At 27.3% G+C, this 18,390-nt stretch carries 26 protein-coding genes; 13 read left to right on the top strand and 13 right to left on the bottom strand.

Annotated elements, in window-relative coordinates; genetic code table 11:
* Positions 1-21 precede the first annotated feature (21 nt).
* Positions 22-396 carry a RidA family protein gene (locus LPB137_RS05785; RefSeq protein ID WP_076085632.1) on the bottom strand — a complete coding sequence of 125 codons (375 nt, stop codon included), beginning with the start codon at positions 394-396 and terminating at the stop codon, positions 22-24.
* 184 nt (positions 397-580) lie between these two features.
* Here LPB137_RS05785 and LPB137_RS05780 point away from each other — a divergent pair, with 184 nt between their 5' ends.
* Together LPB137_RS05780 and LPB137_RS05775 are read left to right on the top strand one after the other, a co-directional pair.
* The gene (locus LPB137_RS05780; protein ID WP_076085629.1) at positions 581-1,228 is read left to right on the top strand and encodes a helix-turn-helix transcriptional regulator; all 648 of its coding nucleotides are present in this window, start codon (positions 581-583) and stop codon (positions 1,226-1,228) included.
* Positions 1,229-1,370: 142 nt separating this feature from the next.
* The gene (locus LPB137_RS05775) at positions 1,371-1,784 is read left to right on the top strand and encodes a helix-turn-helix domain-containing protein (protein WP_076085626.1); all 414 of its coding nucleotides are present in this window, start codon (positions 1,371-1,373) and stop codon (positions 1,782-1,784) included.
* Positions 1,785-1,795: 11 nt separating this feature from the next.
* On the opposite strand, the gene LPB137_RS05770 is transcribed toward LPB137_RS05775, so the two are convergent.
* The gene (locus LPB137_RS05770; RefSeq protein WP_076085623.1) at positions 1,796-2,392 is read right to left on the bottom strand and encodes a pyridoxamine 5'-phosphate oxidase family protein; all 597 of its coding nucleotides are present in this window, start codon (positions 2,390-2,392) and stop codon (positions 1,796-1,798) included.
* Between the two features lies 1 nt (position 2,393).
* Positions 2,394-2,978 (bottom strand): DJ-1/PfpI family protein, encoded by a 585-nt coding sequence (locus LPB137_RS05765; RefSeq protein ID WP_076085620.1) that lies wholly within the window; start codon positions 2,976-2,978, stop codon positions 2,394-2,396.
* A gap of 89 nt (positions 2,979-3,067) precedes the next feature.
* Between LPB137_RS05765 and pdxR the strand changes: the two genes are divergently transcribed.
* Entirely contained in the window at positions 3,068-4,441 is a 1,374-nt protein-coding gene (gene pdxR / locus LPB137_RS05760; RefSeq protein ID WP_076085617.1) for a MocR-like pyridoxine biosynthesis transcription factor PdxR, read from the top strand.
* Between the two features lie 16 nt (positions 4,442-4,457).
* On the opposite strand, the gene LPB137_RS05755 is transcribed toward pdxR, so the two are convergent.
* Positions 4,458-4,850 carry a hypothetical protein gene (locus LPB137_RS05755; RefSeq protein WP_076085613.1) on the bottom strand — a complete coding sequence of 131 codons (393 nt, stop codon included), beginning with the start codon at positions 4,848-4,850 and terminating at the stop codon, positions 4,458-4,460.
* Between the two features lie 18 nt (positions 4,851-4,868).
* Positions 4,869-5,153 (bottom strand): putative quinol monooxygenase, encoded by a 285-nt coding sequence (locus tag LPB137_RS05750; protein ID WP_076085610.1) that lies wholly within the window; start codon positions 5,151-5,153, stop codon positions 4,869-4,871.
* An 89-nt stretch (positions 5,154-5,242) separates the two neighbouring features.
* Between LPB137_RS05750 and LPB137_RS05745 the strand changes: the two genes are divergently transcribed.
* A complete protein-coding gene (locus tag LPB137_RS05745) occupies positions 5,243-6,415 on the top strand; it encodes a class I SAM-dependent methyltransferase (protein ID WP_076085606.1) in 1,173 nt (390 codons plus the stop codon).
* Between the two features lie 86 nt (positions 6,416-6,501).
* Here the strand turns inward: LPB137_RS05745 and LPB137_RS05740 are convergent, their stop codons facing one another.
* The gene (locus tag LPB137_RS05740; RefSeq protein ID WP_156981726.1) at positions 6,502-6,834 is read right to left on the bottom strand and encodes a hypothetical protein; all 333 of its coding nucleotides are present in this window, start codon (positions 6,832-6,834) and stop codon (positions 6,502-6,504) included.
* Between the two features lie 192 nt (positions 6,835-7,026).
* Entirely contained in the window at positions 7,027-7,374 is a 348-nt protein-coding gene (locus tag LPB137_RS05735; protein WP_083657134.1) for a rhodanese-like domain-containing protein, read from the bottom strand.
* Positions 7,375-7,547: 173 nt separating this feature from the next.
* Here LPB137_RS05735 and LPB137_RS05730 point away from each other — a divergent pair, with 173 nt between their 5' ends.
* A complete protein-coding gene (locus LPB137_RS05730; protein WP_076085600.1) occupies positions 7,548-8,711 on the top strand; it encodes a zinc-binding metallopeptidase family protein in 1,164 nt (387 codons plus the stop codon).
* A 44-nt stretch (positions 8,712-8,755) separates the two neighbouring features.
* Here the strand turns inward: LPB137_RS05730 and LPB137_RS05725 are convergent, their stop codons facing one another.
* On the bottom strand, positions 8,756-9,349 hold the full coding sequence (locus tag LPB137_RS05725; protein ID WP_076085597.1) for a pseudouridine synthase: 594 nt from the start codon (positions 9,347-9,349) through the stop codon (positions 8,756-8,758).
* 182 nt (positions 9,350-9,531) lie between these two features.
* Here LPB137_RS05725 and LPB137_RS05720 point away from each other — a divergent pair, with 182 nt between their 5' ends.
* The 5 genes from LPB137_RS05720 to LPB137_RS05700 all read left to right on the top strand — a co-directional run bounded on the left by LPB137_RS05720 (position 9,532) and on the right by LPB137_RS05700 (position 12,160).
* Positions 9,532-9,894: a hypothetical protein gene (locus LPB137_RS05720; protein WP_076083344.1), complete on the top strand. Its 363-nt coding sequence runs from the start codon at positions 9,532-9,534 to the stop codon at positions 9,892-9,894.
* 115 nt (positions 9,895-10,009) lie between these two features.
* On the top strand, positions 10,010-10,570 hold the full coding sequence (locus LPB137_RS05715; RefSeq protein ID WP_076085594.1) for a TetR/AcrR family transcriptional regulator: 561 nt from the start codon (positions 10,010-10,012) through the stop codon (positions 10,568-10,570).
* Positions 10,571-10,596: 26 nt separating this feature from the next.
* Complete coding sequence (locus LPB137_RS05710; protein WP_076085591.1) at positions 10,597-10,896, top strand: carboxymuconolactone decarboxylase family protein; 300 nt, start codon at positions 10,597-10,599, stop codon at positions 10,894-10,896.
* A 48-nt stretch (positions 10,897-10,944) separates the two neighbouring features.
* Positions 10,945-11,391 (top strand): spermidine synthase family protein, encoded by a 447-nt coding sequence (locus LPB137_RS05705; protein WP_076085588.1) that lies wholly within the window; start codon positions 10,945-10,947, stop codon positions 11,389-11,391.
* Between the two features lie 121 nt (positions 11,392-11,512).
* Positions 11,513-12,160: a peroxiredoxin-like family protein gene (locus LPB137_RS05700; protein ID WP_076085585.1), complete on the top strand. Its 648-nt coding sequence runs from the start codon at positions 11,513-11,515 to the stop codon at positions 12,158-12,160.
* A 92-nt stretch (positions 12,161-12,252) separates the two neighbouring features.
* Here the strand turns inward: LPB137_RS05700 and LPB137_RS05695 are convergent, their stop codons facing one another.
* Together LPB137_RS05695 and LPB137_RS05690 are read right to left on the bottom strand one after the other, a co-directional pair.
* Positions 12,253-13,149 carry a dienelactone hydrolase family protein gene (locus tag LPB137_RS05695; protein ID WP_076085582.1) on the bottom strand — a complete coding sequence of 299 codons (897 nt, stop codon included), beginning with the start codon at positions 13,147-13,149 and terminating at the stop codon, positions 12,253-12,255.
* Between the two features lie 136 nt (positions 13,150-13,285).
* Complete coding sequence (locus tag LPB137_RS05690; RefSeq protein WP_076085579.1) at positions 13,286-13,738, bottom strand: C40 family peptidase; 453 nt, start codon at positions 13,736-13,738, stop codon at positions 13,286-13,288.
* 141 nt (positions 13,739-13,879) lie between these two features.
* Between LPB137_RS05690 and LPB137_RS05685 the strand changes: the two genes are divergently transcribed.
* Together LPB137_RS05685 and LPB137_RS05680 are read left to right on the top strand one after the other, a co-directional pair.
* On the top strand, positions 13,880-14,224 hold the full coding sequence (locus LPB137_RS05685; RefSeq protein ID WP_076085576.1) for a hypothetical protein: 345 nt from the start codon (positions 13,880-13,882) through the stop codon (positions 14,222-14,224).
* Positions 14,225-14,235: 11 nt separating this feature from the next.
* Positions 14,236-14,850 carry a cupin domain-containing protein gene (locus tag LPB137_RS05680; protein ID WP_076085573.1) on the top strand — a complete coding sequence of 205 codons (615 nt, stop codon included), beginning with the start codon at positions 14,236-14,238 and terminating at the stop codon, positions 14,848-14,850.
* Between the two features lie 32 nt (positions 14,851-14,882).
* Here the strand turns inward: LPB137_RS05680 and LPB137_RS05675 are convergent, their stop codons facing one another.
* Complete coding sequence (locus LPB137_RS05675) at positions 14,883-15,539, bottom strand: hypothetical protein (protein ID WP_076085570.1); 657 nt, start codon at positions 15,537-15,539, stop codon at positions 14,883-14,885.
* Between the two features lie 219 nt (positions 15,540-15,758).
* Between LPB137_RS05675 and LPB137_RS05670 the strand changes: the two genes are divergently transcribed.
* Complete coding sequence (locus tag LPB137_RS05670; protein ID WP_076085567.1) at positions 15,759-16,349, top strand: rhodanese-like domain-containing protein; 591 nt, start codon at positions 15,759-15,761, stop codon at positions 16,347-16,349.
* Between the two features lie 308 nt (positions 16,350-16,657).
* On the opposite strand, the gene LPB137_RS05665 is transcribed toward LPB137_RS05670, so the two are convergent.
* Together LPB137_RS05665 and LPB137_RS05660 are read right to left on the bottom strand one after the other, a co-directional pair.
* Entirely contained in the window at positions 16,658-17,689 is a 1,032-nt protein-coding gene (locus LPB137_RS05665) for an energy-coupling factor ABC transporter ATP-binding protein (protein ID WP_076085564.1), read from the bottom strand.
* Entirely contained in the window at positions 17,677-18,372 is a 696-nt protein-coding gene (locus LPB137_RS05660; RefSeq protein WP_076085561.1) for an ABC transporter permease, read from the bottom strand. The genes LPB137_RS05665 and LPB137_RS05660 overlap by 13 nt, the downstream gene beginning before the upstream one ends.
* Positions 18,373-18,390 lie beyond the last annotated feature (18 nt).

The raw sequence follows: 18,390 nt of genomic DNA, 5'->3' as shown, positions 1-18,390 counted from the left end.
TTTTATAATAAATTTTATTTTTTATTTTTTAGCAATTGCTTCAATTTCAATCAAAGCATCTTTTGGCAATCTTGCAACTTCATATGTTGCACGTGCTGGATAAGGCACAGTAAAATACTCTCCATAAATTTCATTAACAGTTACAAAATCTTCAAGATCTTTTAATAGTATAGTAGTTTTTGAAATATCTTTCATTTCTAATCCAGCTTCTTCTAAAATATATTTGATATTTTCCATTGATTGTCTTGCTTGTGATGCAATGTCATCTCCTGCAAATTCTCCTGTATTTTCATCAATTGGTAATTGTCCAGATACAAAGATAAAACCATCTTTGTCCACAGCTTGAGAATATGGTCCGATTGCACTTGGTGCTTTTGTTGAGTTAATAGCTTTCATTTTATTCCTTTTTTATGATAATTTATTTTCATTAAAAGTATTATATAATAAATTTTTATCATTTTTATACTTTTATTGTATATTTTTAATACAAATTTATTATTGTAATAATTTTTTATCATTTTTTTGACAATAATTTATTATTCTTCTATAATAACTCTTCATAAAATATCTAAGGCTTTTTTTGAATAAATATATTAATAAATACATATCAATTGCAGATTTTTTAGCAGAAGTTCTAGGCTCAAACACGGAAGTGATACTTCATGATTTAACTGATTATCAAAAGTCAATTGTTTATATAGTAAATGGACATATAAGTGGTAGAAAAATTGGAGATTCAATTACAGATTTAATGTTAGAATTTATTCTTAGCGAATCAAAAGGAAATAAACAGTTTATTTGTAATTATAATTCAAAAAATATTGAAGGCAAACTTTTATACTCTTCTACATACTTTATTAGAGATGATTCAAATAAAATTGTTGGAGCATTAGGTTTAAACTCAGATTATCAAGAAGTAAAAAACTCTTTATCTTTTTTAACTTCTTTATTACCTAATTATGTTGATGATAAATTATCATCATTAAATATTATCAAAGAAAATCTAAGTTCAGATGGACAAGAGTTAACACTTAATAAAATTGATACAATTATTGACCAATTTAATGTAACTCCTACAAGAATGACTCCTAAAGAAAAAACAGAAGTAATGAAAGCACTTGAAGAGTGTGGAATTTTCAATATAAGAGGTTCTGTTCAAGAAGTGGCAAATAAACTTGCTATGTCAGAGCCATCTATTTATAGATATATTAAAAAAATTAGAACTTAATCAATAATTTCAACAATACTATTCTTCGGAAGCATATAAAAAGTTATAAAATTATTATTATAGCAACTATCTATTTCATAGGACTTATATTAGTTATTAAATAAATTTAATGTATAATCTCTTTAAAGTTAAAGGAGATTATATGAGGACAATAACTTTTAAATTATCAGAACAATTAGAAAATGAATTATCTTATAAACTCAAAAGAAGAAATTTAACCGACTCAGAATATATTTTAGATTTAATAGAATATGATTTATTAAGAATAGATTTAGGAGAAGGTTTTAATTATAATAAACAATTAAATAAACTATATGATAAAGAAAACAAAGAAGTTCTCTTAACAAGAATTGGAAAAGAACTTTTACGTAACCTTATCCAAGCTAATGGCGAAATCGTTTCTGTTGAAAAACTAATGGAAGTATCTTGGAAAAAAGATAATGTTTCTATTTATACATTTAGAAATATGATTAAAAAAATAAGAGATCAAACTTATTATGGAATAATAAAAAATCGTTCCAATCTTGGATATGCAGCAAATATTCAAACTAAATAAATATAAAGGAGTTATTTTCTAAACTCCTCTAATATTTTTAAAGTAGCTAAATCTTCTTTTCTTCCTCTTTGTTTTAAATGTTCACTTACTCTTTTAAACCTTTGTTCATTGAAGTTTTGTCCTAAGTAAAACTTTGCACTAATTTCTTTATTTATTAATCTATAAACACCTGTAGCATTTATAATTTTTTCATACATCTCATCATCTAAAGTTTTATATCCACCCTCTTTTTGATATTTTTCCATTAATGCAGATAACGCTGACTTTTTTAGTTCATAATCTTCAACTATTTCAATAATTCCATCAATTATTACAGATTTATACATGTGAGTTGCAGGTGATGCATTTTCGTCTGCTGTACTAAAGTAAGAAGGTAGAAAAGATATATTTTCAACAACTGAGAAACTAGCATTAGAATTTTCTTTTATCATATCTATTTTCTTTCCTTTCTTAGTACCATGAAAATAAATATCATTTTTGAACTGTACAAAATTTAAAGGTAAAGAATATGGTTTATTTTCAAAACATAAAGCAAGTGTTCCAAACTCTACTTTTTCCAAAACGCCATTTATTAAAATCTTGTCTTTTATTTCATGTATTTTTTTCATCTTAATTATTCTTTGTCCAATCAAATTGCATTTGTTTTGCTGTTTTAAGAGCTAAATCATTACTATGAAGTTTAGAAACTAAATGTAAACTCATATCAATACCAGCTGATATTCCTGCTGAACTTACAATATTTCCTTCATCTACCCACCTAACATTTTTTATAACATCTAAATGGGGATAATCATTTTTTAAGTCTTCTATGTCTTCCCAATGAGTAGTTACTTTATGATTTGTTACTACTTTTGCTTGAGCTAATAAAAATGCACCTGTACAAACAGAAGCTATTAGTTTAGTACTTTTAGCTTGATTAGTAATCCAAGTAATTACATTTTGTTTTTTTACTTCTTTTGTATGTACTCCACCAACAACAATTAAAACATCTAAAATTGGATGATTAGTAAAAGTATATTTTGAATTTACTTCATACCCTCCTCTTGCAATTATCGTAGTTTTATTTTCACTTATTAGAAAAACATTAAACTTTTCACTTTCTTTTAAAAATCTTGAAGCTACAGAAAACACTTCAAAAGGTCCAGAAAAATCTAATACCTCTGCATCATCATAAATATAAATTCCAATATTCATTAAACCTTCCTTTTATTTTTTTTGTGTAGTATATCATTAAAGTGTACTTATTGTAAGTGCCAAATAATAAAAAAATATTAAGGACAGTTTTGTATATACTTAATCCTAAAATTAAAAAACCTCTTCATATTCAACTTTTTGAAGAACTAAAAAAAGACATCATCTCTAACTATACGATTGATCAAAAATTACCTTCAATAAGAAAAATATCTAGTTCTTACAATATTAGTAAAAACACCGTTGAAACTGCTTACTCTCAATTAATAGTAGAAGGATTTATAAATAGTAGACCAAAAAGTGGATATTACGTAATAAATACAAATACAAGTAATTTTAAAATTTCTAAACAAATAAATGATAAAAATATAGAAGTAAATATAATTAAATATGATTTTGCACCAGCAAAATTAGAAAAAGACTCTTTTCCTTTAAAAACATGGAAAAGAGTTTTTAATAAAGTAATAGATAATCAAATTAATTTAGGAGAATATACAAATAATCAAGGTGAATTAGGATTAAGAGTACAAATTGCAAAATATTTAAACCATTCAAGAGCAGTCAAGTGTAATGAGAATCAAATTATATTAGGAAATGGATTTGCAGACTGTATGTCCTTATTGGCAATGATATTAAAAGAAGATTTTGACACTTTAGCAATAGAAGAACCAGGTTATCATGTTGCAAGAAAAGTTTTTGAAAACCATTCTTATAATATAAATAGAATAAATATAAATAAAGATGGAATTGATATTAAGCAGCTAGAGTATTCAAAATCAAAACTTGTATATATAACACCTTCTCATCAGTACCCAACAGGAGTTAGTATACCTATATCAAATAGGTTTAAACTTCTTGATTGGGCAAAAAGAAAGAATGCTTTTATAATTGAAGATGATTACGACAGTGAATTAACATATCAAAATAGACCAATACCTTCACTTCAAGGTTTAGATGAAGAAGAACGTGTTATTTATATTGGTACATTCTCAAAAGCACTCTCACCTAGTCTTCGTGTTAGTTATTTAGTTTTACCAAATACTTTACTTGATAAATTTAAAAAAGACTTTTCATATCATGGCGCAAGAGTGTGTTTGACTACACAAAAAGTACTTGAAGAGTTTATAAAAAAAGGACATTGGGATAAGCATTTACGTAAAATTAGAACATTAAATAAAAAGAAACATAATTTAATGTATAAACTATTAAAAGAAAAACTAAAAAATACAATAAAAATAGAATCACAAGGTGGAGGGTTAGCAATACTTATAAACCCAAGTGTTCCTTTTAATTGGAATAAATTAATAAAATTATCAAAAGAAGAATCACTAAAACTTTACTTTGCAAAAACAAGAAGTGGAGATAATTGGCAAGCAATAATGATGGGCTTTGGGGGTCTTCAAGAAAATGAAATAGAAGATGCAATTGATATTTTTTCACAAATATGGTTCAAAAGTATTATTTAACTTTTGAACTTTAAATCTATTTTAACTCTTTACTTAAAGTTCTGATATCATTATCAAAAAGCAGTATTTCAGTTTTTGTTGTATTTTTAAAAAGAACTAAATAGGTATCTATTCCTTGGTTTTTTTCTGTAAACCAGTATTCATCAAAAGGAATTATTGTCTTTTTTTGAATTTCATTTGTATTTTCATCTACTTCAAAAACTTTGATAGTTTTTTTATCTTCTATTACAAAGTATTTTCTTTCATTTGCATTTTTAATTTTATAAAGTTTATTTATACTTATATTTGTAAAGTGTTTATTTTTAATCTCTTCACTTATAGCTTCTCTTCCTGGAAAAAAAGTAATGTATCCCATTATTAAAACTATTATTAGAACTAAAGCATTTATAATTCTACGTTGTTTTTTCATTAGTGTAATCCTTAATTTTTATAAAACTTCAAGTTCAAATGGCTCTATATGAGCATTATATTGTTGGAAGTTGTTTATAAAATGTAAATAGTGTTCACTTTCATAATGTGCATTTAAAGCTTCTTCATTTTCCCATGAATCAATAACAATAAATTCTACTGGATTGTTTTTTGTTTGAAAAACTTCATACATTAAACATCCTTCTTCTTTTTTACTACCTTCAATTGTTGTTTTTAGTAGTGCTTTTAATTCATTAATACAATCTTTTTTTGCTAAAAATATTATTTGTCTTGTTATTGACATTATCATTGCCTTTTTATATATTTGTTTCGTATTTTAATTAAACTTCACTTGTGTTTTGATATCATACAAAAAATAGGAGTTTTAAAGTTTTGGAAAATATATCTGAATTAGTAAAAAAAGTAATAAACGAAGAAAGTATAATATCTGCAAGTTTTTCTGGAATAAGAAATAAAGCTTCAAAAACTTTTAATAAAGTGACAATAAAAAAAGTAATAATAAAAAATGAAGAAAAATATCAATTTGAATACTTCTATGATAAAAATGTAGAACATAAAAATCTAAATAATAATGAAACGATAGAAGAAATGACAAAGCTTCTTGAAACATATTTCAAACAAGCACTTATTAATACAATTAAATCTGATTATCATGTTTTAATAAATAAAAAAGGTAAGTTAAATATCAATCAAAAAAAACCTACAAAAAAGTTTGAAGAAGCCTCTCATAATAGAAAGAAAAAATATATTCTAAATGAAGGCGAGTTAACACCTTTTTTAATTGAACTTGGAATTATGACAAAAGAAGGGAAAATCGTAAACTCAAAATATGATAAGTTTAAGCAAATAAATAGATATTTAGAGCTTGTTTCTGATTGTATTCCTTATTTAGATAAAAATAAAACAATTAGAATCATTGATTTTGGTTGTGGAAAAGCATATTTAACTTTTGCACTTTATGATTATTTAGTACTAAAAATGGGTTACAATGTAGAAATTGTAGGACTTGACTTAAAAGAAAATGTTATTGAATTTTGTTCAAACTTAGCTAAAAAACTTAGCTTTGATGATTTAAGATTTGAGCAAGGTGATATTAAAGGATTTAATCAATTTTCAAATGTTGATATGGTTATTTCACTTCATGCATGTAATACAGCAACAGACGAAGCCTTAGCAAAAGCAGTAAATTGGGGTTCTAAAGTAATACTTGCAGTTCCTTGTTGTCAACATGAATTCTTAAAGAAAATCAAAAATCAAAAAATGAATCCAATGATGAAATTTGGAATTATAAAAGAAAAATTAGCTTCACTTTTAACAGATAGTGTAAGAGCGAATGTATTAGAAATCATGGGTTATCGTACGCAAGTTTTAGAATTTGTAGATATGGAACACACACCTAAAAATATTATGATAAGAGCTTTTTTTGAAGATACACAAAATATACAAAAAGTAGTAAATGAATACAAAGAGTTTAAAAATCAGTGGCAAATCTCGCCATATATAGAAGAAGCCTTTGGAGAAAGTCTAACAAATAAACTAGATTAAAAATAATCTAGTTTTTAAAACGAGGACTTGAAGTCCAAATTTCAAGAACTAAGTAGATTGTTTTATTAGTACATTTGCTAGATTTGTTAATACCTTTTTCTTTTTTCAATCGTTTGTCTAACATCCTTAACAACTTTGAAACCAAAAATATTCTCTTTATAAAATACAAAAACAATATTTTTTGGTCTTATATTATTCCAAATTCTTTTTGGTACAAAATATTCAAACTTTTCTTTGTCATTAATATTAAGTTCTAGAAGATATGCATAAACTCCAGTTGATCTTGATGTGCTTTTTCTAATTTTATTAAGAACTGGTGCTTCTAAGTACTGCTCTTTACTCGTTTGAGGGAATAACATTACTATACAAAATATACTAGTTATTAAATAAGTCATAAAGTATATACCAACGTATTCCAAACGTTTACCTTTTCTAGTAATTATAAAGGAAAAGGCAAAAATTACACCAAAAGCAACTATACAAAATAAGTAAAGAGAGATTCCTCCTAGAATTTCATAATATATATCCATAAGAAGATATACTGTAACACACATTGGAAAAATCCACATTTCTTTGATTGTAAAAATAATATCTTCCTTAGTAATAAATGTTTAAAATTTTCTTAGAGCATGCCATGAACCTGCATTATGAACACTTTTAAATCCTTTAGAAATAAAAACACGCTTTGCTATTGCACTTCTACTTCCACTTGCACAACAAAGAATTATAGGTTTATTTTTATCAACTTGTGATATTTTTTCATTAATCGAAGTTATGGGTATATTTATACTTCCTTTTTTATTTGCTATAGTAAACTCATCTACACTTCTAACATCAATAATCAAAGCACCCTCTTTAAGTAAAGATGGAACGAGTTTTAAGACCTTATACTGAGCGTATTTTTTATAAGCGATAAAAGCTATAAATGCTAAAGGTATATAAATTAAAGTATTATCCATAATTGTCCTTATTTAAAATTGCCACAATTTACTGTACATTAAATAAATCTATACTTAACAATAAATTAGATAAAAGTAATCAGCTGTATACTTTTAATCCTTTTAAAAGCTTCTATATGCAATAGTTGCGTTTTTTATATCTAACAAATCCATATAATAAGTAGAGTACCTAAATGAGAACATTTAAATGTAGTTGTGAAAATCAACAAATACTATTTTTTGAAAGCCAATCTTGTGTTGCTTGTGAAAGAGTTGTAGGAGTTGATGACACTTTTAATAAAGTTGAACCTTATGATTTTGATGAAGAAAGCGGTTATTATTATAAAGCATCACAATCAAAAGTACCTTATCAAAAATGTGATAATCACAAAACATATCAAGCTTGTAATGGTATGGTAAACATGGATACTTTTGAACCAGTGCCTGATAAAGACGAAGTATTGTGTTTTGCTTGTCGTTTTAATGAAACGATTCCTGATTTAACTATTGTTAAACATATTCCTTTATGGAAAAAAATGGAAGTTGCAAAGCGTCGTGCTATTTATACTTTAAAAGAATTAAACCTTCCATTAGAAAATATTCTTCAAAATGAAGAAAGTGGTTTGAGTTTTGATTTTATAACTGATAGAGATGTAGAAGATCACTTTGTAAGCAAATTAGAAGACCAAGAAGCTGTTTTTACAGGTCATGACAATGGTCATATCACTATTAACTTAGCTGAAGCAGATGAAGTAGCTAGATCACATACGAAAGTTGCTATGAGTGAAAAATATCGTACATTACTTGGTCATTTTAGACATGAACTAGGACACTACTATTTTAATAAACTAATTCTAATTTCTGAAGAGAAACATGAATTATGTAAAAAGTATTTTGGAGATGATGAAGAAGATTACTCAAAAGCACTTAAAAAATATTATAAAAATGGTGCACCAAAAGATTGGGATAAAGATTTTATTAGTGAATATGCAACAATGCATCCTTATGAAGATTGGGCAGAAACATGGGCTCATTATATGCATATAATGGATACATTAGAAACTGCAAAAAACTTTAATATTACTGGTTCAACAACAGGAAGAACGGATATAAAAGAACATGTTGGAGATTTAAATTTACCACAAGATTCATATTTCTTTTCTTCTCAAACATCAATAGATACAATTTTAGATACATGGATGGATTTTGCAATTATTCTTAATTCATTAAATCGTAGTATGGGGATGAATGATGCTTACCCATTTGTTTTAACTCAAGCTGTAAGAACAAAACTTTCATTTATTCATCATGCAATTCATGATAGTTTAGATTATATGCCTGATGTAACTGAAGAATAAAAAGTTTTAATTTATCTTTAGACATCCGTTTATATCTGAAACTGTCACTCAATTACATCATTAAAATTTGCTAGTGCAACAACATCACCAGCATTCATCTCATCAATGTGAATATCGCCAATTCTAACTCTAACTAGTCTTAAAGTAGGAAAACCAACAGCTGCTGTCATTTTTCTTATTTGGCGCTTTTTACCTTCACATAAAGTAATAGAAATCCAACTTGTAGGTCCATGTCTTTGGTCACGAATATTACGTCCACGATTGGGCAGTTTAGGTTCAATATCAAGAGTAAATGCTTTACAAGGTAGTGTTTGATATTTACTTGAGTTAACTGTAATTTCAACACCATTTTGAAGCTTAGTCATTGCATCTTCGGTAATATCTCCATCAACTTGTACATAATACTCTTTTTCTATACCTTTGTCTCTTATTTTATAACTCATCATACCATCAGTTGTAAGTAACAATAATCCTTCTGAGTCATGATCTAAACGGCCAATAGCCATAGTCTTATCAGGGAAATTAAATAAGTCACCTAATAGTTTTTTCTTTCTTTTAGCTTCTTGTACAAACTGACTTAAAAAACCATGTGGTTTGAATATTTTGAAGTGCTGATGATTGTCATTAGCGTTTAACATTAGATGTGTCCTTTTAACTTTTACATACCTTACTGCCATTTTATGATACTAGAGTTAATATATTGTTTAAATCTCACTACACAAACAATAAACGAACTCTTTACGCAAGATACACATAAAAAATCTATAATACACTTATCAAACAAACGAAAATAAAAAATTAATATTTAAAAGGATTTACAATGAAAAAATTATCAACAACTATTATAGGATTAAGTTTATTAGCAGGAAGTGCATTATCAGCACAAGATACATTTGCAAGTTTTTACCCAGTTGAGAACGATGACACTCCAAGTTATCTTTCTTCAGTTCAAGATGATTCAAAAGCTTATCAAACTTTGGCAGTAGCAACTAGTGATAACAAAGTATTTGCATCTTTTTATCCACTAGAAAATAGTGATACACCAGATTATTTAAGTTTTAACAATACACAAACATCAGCAGCAAGTACTAATATTTTAGCAGCATCTGCTATTAGTCATTGTACACTAGCTTCTTTCTATCCAGAAGAAGATACTGATACTAGACTTCATACTTCTTGTTAATAATTTAACAAGAAATCCCTCTCCTTAATAAAAAAAGCCAACAATTCTTTTGTTGGCTTTTTTTACTTGACATTATAGAATTACTATTCTATAATGTATTTACAAAGGATATATAATGGCAAGACCTGTTGAATATGATTTAGAAAATGTACTTGATCGTGCAATGGAAATATTTTGGCAAAAAGGATATGAAGCAGTATCTATGGCAGAGTTGGTTTCACATACAGGATTAAATCGTGGAACTATGTACTCTTTATTTAAAGATAAAGAAGGTCTTTTTAAAGATGCATTAAATAATTATTATAAAAGACGAGCTTCAAATCAAGTTTCTATTTTAAAAGACAATCCTGGAAAAAAAGGTATTGAACTTTTTTTTAGGAATTTTGCCTTTAGTGAGAATTACAAAGGTTGTTTATTTTCTAATACAATGTGTGAAAAAGATTTTTTAGATACACAGGCATATGAAATTCCAGAAGAGTTTTTTAAAAAAATTCGTATGCAATTAGAGCTTAACCTTCAACAGGCAAAAGAAATGGATGAATTTAGTGCAGATGAGAGAGCAATGTCTCTAACTATTATAACAATGGTTCATGGTTTTCATGTACATGGTAAATATAATTCATCAAAAGAAGATGGTGAAATTATAATAAAAAATATTCTAAATATGATTAGATAATAAAAATTAAAAATAAAGGATTAAAAATGACAGGTGAAGATTTAAAAGCAGTAAAAGCATTAAAAGAAATAAGTGAGGATTCATCTCTATCAAAAAGAGAAAAACATTTAGTAGGGTTAGCCGTTACATTAACATTAGGCTGTACTGTATGTTCAACTAGAAGGTTTACAGAAGCATTAGAAGATGATATTTCTAAAAAAGAATTAATAGATCTTTCAGATTTTGTTGCAATAACTAGTGCTGGTGTTATTTCAAGAACAGCCTTATCTAGCTGGGATGATAATAATGATGAAATCTGTACTGATGGAACTTGTAGCGTTAGCTAAAATCTAATAATTATAAATTATAAAATCAAATAAAAATTAAGGAAAATTATGAGTATATTTACGAAAATCACAACATTGTTAAGTGGTCTTCTTCTAATAAGATTTGTTTTATCAAAGTTTTTTGCTTGGCCAGTTTCAGTTCAAGCATTTATCGAAATGGCTAAGCCTATAGGAATAGACCCAACATTCTTTAGATTATTCACAGGAGTTATTATTATGATAGCTTGTTTAGGTTTTTTAATAAGTTTTTATCTACTAATAAGAAATAAAGTAAGAACTCAATCTAAAGAATTAATCTACATAGTGTTTTTTTATCTATATGGAATAGGTGCAATGATAGGTGCTTTACTAGCAGAGTTTATACTAAGAGATGAACCTAAATTACCTCTTGTTATTATCGCTCTTTTTATTGTGATAACATCAATTATAAACCTACTATACTTAAGAAAATATGATATTTTAAGCTCACTAAAAAGTTTATCAGAAAAGAAATAAACTAAGATAAATCCTATTTTTATAGGATTTATCTAACTCTTTAACTTCCTTAATACCCTAACTAGTATTCTAGAAAAAAGAACATTAAATTAATTTTTTATTAAAAACTCAAAGGAACAATATGAAAACATTAAAAGAACAAACAGATGAAAAAGTTGCAATGGGAAGAGAAGCAAATCCTGATTTTATGAAAACAGTTGATGAAGTAGTAAACACTGCAAAAGAATTTCAAGAAGGTAAAAATGCAGTAAAAGTTAATACAAAAGCTCCGAACTTTGAATTACCAAATGCACAAAATGAAATCATTTCTTTAGAAACATTAATAAAAGATGGTCCTGTAGTTGTTACATTTTACCGTGGAAGCTGGTGTCCTTATTGTAATTTACAGTTAAAAGCAATGCAATCAAGATTAGCAGATATTCATGCACTTGGTGCACAACTTGTAGCTATCAGTCCTCAAATACCTGATAATTCACTAAACAAAGATGAGATATCAAAGATTGACTTTATTGTGCTATCAGACCAAAACGCAAGTGTAGCATCGAAATATGGTGTAGCATGGAAAGTACCTGAATTTTTAACAGACCATATGAAAGTAGATAGAGGCCTTGACCTAGAATCAATCAATAATGGAAATGCAGATATATTACCTATTCCTGCTACGTATGTACTTGGAAAAGATGGAATTATTACATGGAGGCATGTAGATGTAGACTATAGAACAAGAGCTGAACCTGAAGATATTATTGATGCTTTAAAAAAATTCTAATGCTTCATCATTTTTATTAGACAATACTTTAACTCTTAAATTATTTATAAGAGTTAAAGTCTTTAATTTATTATGGGTCGTAAGAGTAAATATTAAGTTAATTTTTTATTAAAAAACTCAATTGTTCTTTCCCATGCAAGTTGAGCATTTCCTTTATCATATCGACCTGTTGAGTCATTATGAAAACCATGGTTAGCATTTTTATACATGTGCATTGTATATTCAACATTATTAGCTTTTAAGTCCTGCTCATATTCAGGCCATGTGGCATTAACTCTTTTATCTAATTCACCTAATTGAATCATAAGAGGTGCTTTAATATTTTTACGTAAGTTTGCACTTGCAGGTGTACCATAAAAAGGTACTCCAGCATTAATAAGCTTAGAATCAACAGCAGCTAAATAATTTACAATATAACCACCAAAACAAAAACCAACAGCGCCTAATTTACCATTACTATTAGAGTGCGATTTTAAAAAGTGTGCAGCTGCAACAAAATCATTTTGAATTTTTGCTCTATCCATTGTTTTTTGCATAGCACGACCTTCATCATCGTTCCCTGGATATCCACCTAAAGGATATAAAGCATCAGGAGCAAAAGCAATAAAACCAGCTTTAGCAAGTCGTCTTGCAACATCTTTGATATAAGGGTTTAAGCCACGATTTTCGTGTATTACTAATACTACGGGAGCTTTTCCATCTAAATTTTTTGGAACTACTAAATAACCCTTTCCTTTACCATGACCTTCAGGCGAATCAAACTCTTCATATGTTGCTTTTATACCTTCATCATTAAAAGATACTTGCTCTGCTAAAAGATAATTTGGTAATAAAGCAGAAGTTAATGTAGCCATAGTAAAACCAAGAGCAGTTAAACCTCCAAGTTTTTTCATAAAAGTACGTCTATCTATTATGCCGTGTGCATATTCATCATACCAATCAAATGCTTCTTGAGGGATGTTATCATATTCTGTAGTATTATTTTTCATAGTTAATCCTTTATTTTTTAATAATTTATAGCTTATATTATAAGCTAATAAAAATAAAAAACAAAGTTAAAAACCGATAATTTTTATCTAAGTGTAACTTAGGATTGGAATAAAGTTCATATTGTGTACATTAATTTTATTTCCTATTTATTCCCCATTTAAATTTATCTTTATACCATCCATCTATATTAGAAATAGTTACACTATTTGCTCTTCCAGAACTAGCATGAATAAATTTACCATTGCCTAGATATATCCCACTATGATTTACGTGACCTTTTAAACTTGTATCAAAAAAAACTAAATCACCTCTTTTGATTTTATCTCTTGTAATCTTCCGTCCTATTTTTGATTGAGCAATCGATGTCCTAGGAACTTGAATGTTATTTTTATTAAAAACATAATACACAAATCCAGAACAATCAAAACTGTTAGGACCAGTTTTAGCATAAACATAGGGACTGCCAAGTTTTGATTTTGCTAAGGATAATAAAGCATCATTTGAATTAGTAGATGATTCTGCAGATAAATATTCAAACAAAGTAGATACAAGTGCTAATATAAAAAAGAAGGATTTTAATATTTTCATAATTTTATTGTTCCTCGTTCTTTTGTTTCTTTATATAAAAGCAATTATATCACAATACATATTAGCTATATTTTCAGGCAAAGGATGGTATCGTACGCTTAATATCAATATCATTTAGAAAAATGATTGTAAGGAAAATAAATGAAAAGATCTATTGGAATGAAAAGTTCTCATGCTCTAACAAATCAAAGTGTCGATGATGAAATCACAAAAATATCAGCTGGTAACTTTGCTTTAGGATATGAAAGTAAAAGTGGTCTATTTGTAGTTCAAAACTTTGGTCGTTCTGATACAGATTTAAATCAAGAAGTTAAAAACTGGATTGGTAAATATAAAAGATTTAAATTCTTCTATGCCTCAAGTCCTAAAAGTGCTTTTGTAAAAGAGTGCAAAAATTATCACGCTTTTGATAAAAAGAAACTAGACAATAAAACGCATCCCAAAAAACCTGAAGATGCAGATTATGATTGTCCTTATTGTAACTAAGGGAAAATACTGTGAATAGTGATTATGAAAAAAGAGCTTTAATAAATACAGATAAATTAATATGGGAAAAAAGTAAATATGAAAATGTCTTTAAAAAAATTTTAGCAATAAAAGACAATCAAGAAACAGCTTTAATAAAACTAGATAATTCAAGTGTTTTAAATAAAAACTCATTAATAAATAGTGTGGAGATATTCGTACTTGAAGGTATTTATGTTAATGAATATGGAGAGTTTGAAAAAGGTACATATTTAAAACTTTCAAAAGAAGATGAAGCCCAAGTATCCTCAAAAAATACATGTGTAATATTTAGAAAAACTAATCATTTTTCAAATAATGAACAAGTTATTATCAATACACAAAAAACAAATTGGTTAGAAGGCCAAGGTAATCTAGAGGTTATGCCTTTATCTGATCAAACTGCTTTAGTAAAATGGCCAGAAAATGAACGTTTTTTAGCTCATAAACATTGGGGTGGAGAAGAAATATTTGTTTTAAGTGGTACATTTATGGATGAATATGGAGCTTATGTAAAAAACACTTGGCTAAGAAGCCCCCACTTAAGTGAACATTTTCCTTTTGTAAAAGAAGAAACAATAATATTTGTTAAAACAGGTCATATCTAATTACATTGAGGAAAATGAATCATCTATTAATTCTATTTTAAGTAAGTCAAAACCTCTTCATTAATATTAAGAGTTTTTGGTTTAATATCTTTCATTAAATTTTTAAAATTTAATTCTATTTCATCTTTATTTTCACTAGTCATTTTTTGATTTGATTTGATTAAATAAACAGAAAAATCACTTAAAAATGAATTGATAAAAGACATCCATTGAGCAATTAACCCTTTAAAATCTAAAGATTTTATATTTACTTTTGCATCTTCATTAGCAGCGATAATAGCTTGATATTCTTCAAATTTATAGTAAGTTCTTAAAAAACTTGAAGCTCTGTTTTTAAGTTTATTTTTTAAATCTTTATTATTTGAAATATCTGCTAAAAGTAAAAAATACCCCATATGATACAGAGGAGTTAAAAAGGAAACTAGCTTTGAAGGCTCTTCTTCCCATCCATTAAATATATTTTTATAAGAGCTCTCGTTTAGATATTCTTCTTTCATTTTGTCAAAAAATGAAACAATATTAGTAAAATCTCCTTTATGATTTATATCTGGCATATATCTTGTCGTTTGAGAAATAAGTACAAATTTTTCTGCCGATTCTTTCATCACACTTTCTTTGAATTCTGAAGATTTATATAAAACACTAGTGTTAATTTCTAGATGATTTTTTTTTGAATAACTTGTTTCCATTTTAATATTTCCTTGATATTTATATTTTTTAAGTATTTTTGATTTTGTATTGTCACATAATTAGTCTTGATTCAGTATTTAAATAAAGTAATATAGTTGTCAAATCGCCTACTATTATAATTAAAAATTATACTATATTAATAATTTATAATTATAATAATTTGGCTAAGTTTAAGAATAATTATATATAATTTTAAAAATCAGATTAAAAGGAAAAATATGCAAAAAATATTAATTACAACATTATTATCAATAGTTATGAGTAGTGCTTTACTATCAGCACCTACACCAACATCACCAAAAAAACAAACGAAATGGGGCTTATATGTGGATGCTAAAGAAGCTAATTCAATGAAAAAAGCTGATCCAGATAATGTTTTATTTATAGATGTTCGTGATCCTGTGGAAATCATGTTTGTAGGTTTTACTGATGTCGTAGATTATAATATTCCATTTATGACTACTAATACAAATGAGTGGCACAGTAAAAAACCTGTATTTAAATTAGAAAAAAATAAATATTTTGAAGAAGATATTGCGAATGCATTAAAAATGAAAGGTATGTCAAAAGACACACCTATTTTGATTATGTGTAGAAGTGGTGGAACAAGAGGTGCACCTGCAACTAAATTATTAGAAGGTCATGGATATTCAAAAGTTTATGTTGTAACAGATGGATTTGAAGGTTCAAAAACTAAAACTGGTGATAAAAAAGGTTTTAGATTGGAAAATGGATGGAAAAATTCAGGGTTACCATGGAGTAATAAATTAAATAAAGAGAAAATGTACTTTACAAATTTTAAACATTAGTAAAAAAGAGGGATAGTTTACTAATTTAACTACTTAATTAATTAAGTAAACGTCCCCGGAATTCTGTGAAATAATTCTTTTGAATTTATTAAAACACCTTGTTAAGTATTTATTTTGTAAGCATTGCTTCATACATTCAATATCATTTTTTATCTTCAAATAACTCCCAAGTTTGTTTCTCATTAACTAAATTGGCTTTGTCAGTTACTTCAGATATTAATTCTCCAGAAGTTTTTGAAGTACCATTTGATTTACTCAAAGATGTATTAATTCTTTCTAGTAGCTTAATTCATAGACTCATTGAAATTTTAAATCCAACAAACCTCATCAACATTAATATTCACATGGATTTTATCACCAGGTAGTAAGGTCTGAGATTGCATTTCTTCTCTTGTGATTTTACTATTAAAAGAAATACCTCCAATACTAAACTCTATTAGAAGGTTTTGAGTTGAGGACTCTTGTCTTATTGATTGAATTTCACCTATTAAAGTATTAGAATTTTTCATATCATCACAGTTTTCTCTACAGATTTCTATATCATCTGAGTTTATCATTACTACTGAGTCTCTTTTTTTAGAATAGCTATTTGGTATAAGTAATCTTTGACCATCTATAAATACTTTTACAAGATTTCCTTCAGGGCTTTTTTCCCATGGTGCAAAAAGTAAGTTTACACTACCACTTTCTACTAAATTACCTTGAAAAAGTGCTACTCTACTATCACAGATATGATTTAGCCAGTTATGGTCATGACTTGAAATAAATATTGTAGTATTGTACTTTTGTTTTGCACTTAGAATCGCTTCTTTGATTAGTTGCGCTGAGTTTGTATCAACTCCACTTGTTGGTTCATCTAAGATTAAAACTTTTGGTTTTAGTATTAGTCTTGCTGCAAGTGCTACTCTTTGTGCTTCTCCACCTGAAAGCTGTGACCATTTTCTATTGATAAATGAGCTATCAAGTCCAACTAAAGATAAAGCTTCTTCAACTCTTTGCTCAATATCTTTAAAATCTTTTCTAAGCTTTAATCCAAACGCTACATTTTCATATACTGTTCGTTTTAACAAATATGGATTTTGGGGAACCATAACTATGTTTTGTTTTGTTTCTTGATTTATATGTTTATTATCAATTCCATTAAAATGTAAAGTTCCACTTGTTGGCTTATCTATAAAAGAAAGTAATGAAAATAGCGTTGATTTACCACTACCATTTGGTCCAAAAAAACCAATAATTTTATTTTCTTCAAGACATAAGCTATCTATACTTAATACTTTTTTACCATCATAATGTTGCTCGATATTCTCTAATTCATACAAAGTACTCACTGTGTCCATTTCCTTTTTAAAGATGATAATGCGATATTAACAATCAATGCTACTGCAAATAATACAAGCCCTAAAGCAATACCAGTTACAAACTCACCTTTTCCAGTTTCAAGTGCAATTGCAGTTGTTACTGTTCTTGTATGGTATTTAATATTACCACCAACCATCATCGAAATACCAATTTCTGTAATAATTCTTCCATAAGCAGTCATAGCAGCTGTCATAAGACCAAATCTAGCTTCTACTAGAGTTGCTACTAATATTTGATAAGAGCTAGCTCCCATGCCTTTTAAAGAGGTATACAGTCTTTTATCAACTGATTCAACTTGAGTTGCTGTAAGTGCAATTATAATAGGTAAACCTAGTACTATTTGACCTATTATTATTGCTTGTTGTGAAAATAGTAAATTATACTCACCAAATGGCCCAGCTTGCGAAAGCATAGTATATGCAATAAGACCAATTACTACTGTTGGTAAGGCTAGAAGCGTATCAACAATAGTTCTTATTACTGCTTTACCAAAAAAGTTATAATAACCAAGAGCAAATCCTAAAGGAAGCCCTATTGCTAAACTAATTAGTAAAGACCATGATGACACAGTTATAGTTGTAGTAATTGCAGAGTACACACTCTCATTACCTGAGACTAATAAATCAATTGCCTCATTAAAACCATCGGTGAATAAATTCATTTTCTATTAAAACCTTTT

The sequence above is a fragment of the Poseidonibacter parvus genome (assembly GCF_001956695.1).
Taxonomy (GTDB): domain Bacteria; phylum Campylobacterota; class Campylobacteria; order Campylobacterales; family Arcobacteraceae; genus Poseidonibacter; species Poseidonibacter parvus.
Note: the sequence above shows the minus strand (reverse complement) of the source record. Positions and strands in the feature narration are given on the sequence as shown.

Excerpts from the sequence above, each read along its gene's own strand:
- LPB137_RS05785 (WP_076085632.1), bottom strand. The coding sequence starts at position 396 with ATGAAAGCTATTAACTCAACAAAAGCACCAAGTGCAATCGGACCATAT.
- LPB137_RS05775 (WP_076085626.1), top strand. The coding sequence starts at position 1,371 with ATGAGGACAATAACTTTTAAATTATCAGAACAATTAGAAAATGAATTA.
- LPB137_RS05770 (WP_076085623.1), bottom strand. The coding sequence starts at position 2,392 with ATGAAAAAAATACATGAAATAAAAGACAAGATTTTAATAAATGGCGTT.
- LPB137_RS05765 (WP_076085620.1), bottom strand. The coding sequence starts at position 2,978 with ATGAATATTGGAATTTATATTTATGATGATGCAGAGGTATTAGATTTT.
- LPB137_RS05755 (WP_076085613.1), bottom strand. The coding sequence starts at position 4,850 with ATGAAAAAACAACGTAGAATTATAAATGCTTTAGTTCTAATAATAGTT.
- LPB137_RS05750 (WP_076085610.1), bottom strand. The coding sequence starts at position 5,153 with ATGTCAATAACAAGACAAATAATATTTTTAGCAAAAAAAGATTGTATT.
- LPB137_RS05735 (WP_083657134.1), bottom strand. The coding sequence starts at position 7,374 with ATGGATAATACTTTAATTTATATACCTTTAGCATTTATAGCTTTTATC.
- LPB137_RS05730 (WP_076085600.1), top strand. The coding sequence starts at position 7,548 with ATGAGAACATTTAAATGTAGTTGTGAAAATCAACAAATACTATTTTTT.
- LPB137_RS05725 (WP_076085597.1), bottom strand. The coding sequence starts at position 9,349 with ATGTTAAACGCTAATGACAATCATCAGCACTTCAAAATATTCAAACCA.
- LPB137_RS05720 (WP_076083344.1), top strand. The coding sequence starts at position 9,532 with ATGAAAAAATTATCAACAACTATTATAGGATTAAGTTTATTAGCAGGA.
- LPB137_RS05715 (WP_076085594.1), top strand. The coding sequence starts at position 10,010 with ATGGCAAGACCTGTTGAATATGATTTAGAAAATGTACTTGATCGTGCA.
- LPB137_RS05710 (WP_076085591.1), top strand. The coding sequence starts at position 10,597 with ATGACAGGTGAAGATTTAAAAGCAGTAAAAGCATTAAAAGAAATAAGT.
- LPB137_RS05705 (WP_076085588.1), top strand. The coding sequence starts at position 10,945 with ATGAGTATATTTACGAAAATCACAACATTGTTAAGTGGTCTTCTTCTA.
- LPB137_RS05700 (WP_076085585.1), top strand. The coding sequence starts at position 11,513 with ATGAAAACATTAAAAGAACAAACAGATGAAAAAGTTGCAATGGGAAGA.
- LPB137_RS05695 (WP_076085582.1), bottom strand. The coding sequence starts at position 13,149 with ATGAAAAATAATACTACAGAATATGATAACATCCCTCAAGAAGCATTT.
- LPB137_RS05690 (WP_076085579.1), bottom strand. The coding sequence starts at position 13,738 with ATGAAAATATTAAAATCCTTCTTTTTTATATTAGCACTTGTATCTACT.
- LPB137_RS05685 (WP_076085576.1), top strand. The coding sequence starts at position 13,880 with ATGAAAAGATCTATTGGAATGAAAAGTTCTCATGCTCTAACAAATCAA.
- LPB137_RS05675 (WP_076085570.1), bottom strand. The coding sequence starts at position 15,539 with ATGGAAACAAGTTATTCAAAAAAAAATCATCTAGAAATTAACACTAGT.
- LPB137_RS05670 (WP_076085567.1), top strand. The coding sequence starts at position 15,759 with ATGCAAAAAATATTAATTACAACATTATTATCAATAGTTATGAGTAGT.
- LPB137_RS05665 (WP_076085564.1), bottom strand. The coding sequence starts at position 17,689 with ATGGACACAGTGAGTACTTTGTATGAATTAGAGAATATCGAGCAACAT.
- LPB137_RS05660 (WP_076085561.1), bottom strand. The coding sequence starts at position 18,372 with ATGAATTTATTCACCGATGGTTTTAATGAGGCAATTGATTTATTAGTC.